This is a genomic window from Kocuria tytonicola (genome assembly GCF_003687455.1).
Lineage (GTDB): Bacteria > Actinomycetota > Actinomycetes > Actinomycetales > Micrococcaceae > Kocuria > Kocuria tytonicola.
This window is the reverse complement of the sequence record NZ_PHOA01000165.1, coordinates 1-2,677: the sequence shown is the minus strand read 5'-3', so window position 1 is coordinate 2,677 and position 2,677 is coordinate 1. Positions and strand designations below refer to the sequence as shown.

Here is a 2,677-nt window from a genome sequence, read left to right as displayed (position 1 = left end):
CCACCCGGACGAGCTCGCGCGGGCGATCAACGAGGGACAGCGGCGCGCCGTCAGCTCCGCACCGCGCTGAGACACCCCGCAGCGCCTCCCCCGCGCCCTCCCGGGCCTGCCGGGCGCGCCGTGCAGTGCCGCAGGGCGAAGGGGCGGGACAGCGGGGCCGCAGACGACGACGGGCGGTCACCCCACCAGGGTGACCGCCCGTCGTCGTGGTGCCTGCGGGATCAGCCCAGGCACTCGTGGCAGTACTTCACACCGTTGCGCTCCTCGGCGAGCTGCGAACGGTGGCGCACGAGGAAGCACGAGCCGCACGTGAACTCGTCGTCCTGCGCGGGGAGCACCACCACGGAGAGCTCCTCGTTGGAGAGGTCCGCGCCGGGCAGCTCGAAGCTCTCGGCCGCGGTGGCCTCGTCCTCGTCAACGCTTCCGGACTGGTGGTCCGACCGCCGGGACTGGAGCTCCTCGATGGAGTCTTCCTTGAGGTCCTCGTCCTGCTTGCGCGGCGCGTCGTAGTCTGTGGCCATGTGTCTATCCGCTCCAACCGGTCTTCACGAGATCGCTGTGAGAAACGGTTCCCGGGCGATCTCCCCCGGGGCCGTGTCGCGTAGATTGTTCACCATGGGGGCGGAAAAAGCCAGTACCCCCAGGGGAGTTCTCTCACAGGGCACACGGCCGTGTGCTGCACACCTCGCGGCACGCACTTCGTTCCCGGTCTCCTGCGGTTTCCGGCGGTGGTCCTCGGCCCCGCGCGCGGCGAATCCCGGCCGGCCTGCTGCTCCTCCTGCGATGCCGCGGCACGCCCCCGTCCCCACTCCTGCGGTCCCTGCCGGGGCCTGCCAGTAGACTGGCGCCACGTACGCGCGGTCGCGCCCCACGGGACACGTGGGCGGCGCGCCGGTGAGGGAAGGACAGCATGGAGCAGTTGCGCCTGGTGGCAGTGCACGACGACGGTGAGCACCTCATCGTGGAGACCCCCGATTCCACTCGGTACCGGCTGAAGATCGACCAGCAGCTGCGGCAGACGATCCAGCACACGCGCCGCAAGCCTCCGGCCCGTGGCCGCGGCGCATCCTCCTTCGGTCCGCGCGACATCCAGGCCCGGTTCCGCGCCGGTGCCAGCGTGGACGACGTCGTCGCCGAGTCCGGGTGGGAGCCCGAGCGCGTGAAGCGCTACGAGTGGCCCATCCTCGCCGAGCGTTCCCACATGGTGACGGAGGCGTGCCGGGTCACGGTGTCCGGCACGAACCCCTCGCACGACGGCTACCGCTCCGTCTTCGAGGGCGAGCCCAAGACCCTGGAGGAGACGGTCTCCGAGCGCGCCCCGCGCCTCGGGGTGGACCGCGCCTCGTTCGACTGGGATGCCTGGCTGCGCGAGGACCACCTGTGGACCGTCCAGCTGAGCTTCACCGTGACGGACCACGACGCCGCCGGACCCGGCTCCGAGGGCCCGGCGCAGTGGAGCTACAACCCGGTCACCCGCTCCGTGCGGCCCGAGAACGAGTGGGCCCACGCGCTCGGCGAGGAACCCCGGGAGACGGGCCCCCTCGGCGCCGCGGCCCCGGCGGCGCCGGTGAGCGCACCGAGCCCGCAGCTGCGGCAGCTGCAGCACGAGGCGAGCCAGGCGGACGAGCTGCTGGACGTGCTGCAGTCGCGCCGCGGCCGGCGTCTCGGGACCGACGAGGACGGCGACGACCGTCTCGCGGAGATCCTCGGACGCGGAATGGGCCAGGTGGAGCAGCGTCCCCGCCCCATCGACGCACCGGTGGATTCCCCCGTCTTCGACCGCCCGATCCAGCCCGCCGCCTCGCAGGTGGCCGAGGCACAGGCGCTGCAGCAGGACGGGATCGAGATCGTGGACGATTCCACGCCGGTGGCCGGTCAGGGTTCCGGAACCGGCACCCCCGCCGCCCAGCACGACGACGCCCCGGAGGGCACCGTCCACACCGACGCCCCGCAGCCCTGGGTGGACGTCACGGAGACGGAGCATGACACCGAGGACGACTCCCGGGGCGGCCAGAGCGAGCCGCACTCGTCCGTGACCCCGTTGCGTGGGCGCGCCGAGCAGGCGCGGCAGGACCCGGCGGGTGCGGACGGCGAGGCCGACCGCGCGGACCCTGCAGAGACTTCGGCAACGGCCGGATCGGGCGGGGAGACGACCCCTGAGCACACGGGCGCAGCAGGGAGTGACGGTCAGGATGGCGAGGGCGACTCCGCAGCCACGCCTGCCGGGCCCCGCGGCCGCACCCCCAAGGCCAAGCGGTCCTCGGTCCCCAGCTGGGACGACATCGTTTTCGGCGCGAACCGTTCGTGAGGCCCGCTCCACGGAGCCACGTGCTGCAGTGGGAGATTCCCACGGCACGCGGTACAGTCTCGTGAGCAGGCCGGGATCAGGGGAGAGCATTGCCCGGCCGCGCGCGTTCACGGGCGATCTTTAGGGAACAGTGCATGGGCAACTCCATTCAGGACGATCTATTCGGCGACGACTCGCAACCCACCGGGGCCACGACCTCCGAGCCGGGGACAGGTGCACGCCGCTACCTCGCGCCCGCGGCGCTGGGCGGTGCCGCGCTGCTCGTGCTCGCCGGTGTGGGTGCCGTGGCGTTCACCGGTCTGTCGGGCGGTTCCGACGAGCCCGCCCCGGCGGACTTCGCCACCGCGACGCCGTCGGCCACGCCCAGCC

The 2,677-nt window shown here is 72.7% G+C and carries 3 protein-coding genes; 2 read left to right on the top strand and 1 reads right to left on the bottom strand.

The genetic code is table 11. From position 1 onward, the window contains the following. Positions 1 to 221 precede the first annotated feature (221 nt). The gene (locus tag CWC38_RS11480) at positions 222 to 521 is read right to left on the bottom strand and encodes a DUF4193 domain-containing protein (protein ID WP_110920878.1); all 300 of its coding nucleotides are present in this window, start codon (positions 519 to 521) and stop codon (positions 222 to 224) included. A gap of 389 nt (positions 522 to 910) precedes the next feature. Between CWC38_RS11480 and sepH the strand changes: the two genes are divergently transcribed. Beyond that, the gene (gene sepH, locus CWC38_RS11475) at positions 911 to 2,308 is read left to right on the top strand and encodes a septation protein SepH (protein ID WP_121846844.1); all 1,398 of its coding nucleotides are present in this window, start codon (positions 911 to 913) and stop codon (positions 2,306 to 2,308) included. A 134-nt stretch (positions 2,309 to 2,442) separates the two neighbouring features. Next, the coding region (locus tag CWC38_RS11470; protein WP_206059908.1) for a hypothetical protein at positions 2,443 to 2,677 on the top strand (235 nt) is incomplete at its 3' end.

What these genes read in the sequence shown, in the direction of transcription:
- CWC38_RS11480 (WP_110920878.1), bottom strand. Translation starts at nt 521, where the DNA reads ATGGCCACAGACTACGACGCGCCGCGCAAGCAGGACGAGGACCTCAAG.
- sepH (WP_121846844.1), top strand. Translation starts at nt 911, where the DNA reads ATGGAGCAGTTGCGCCTGGTGGCAGTGCACGACGACGGTGAGCACCTC.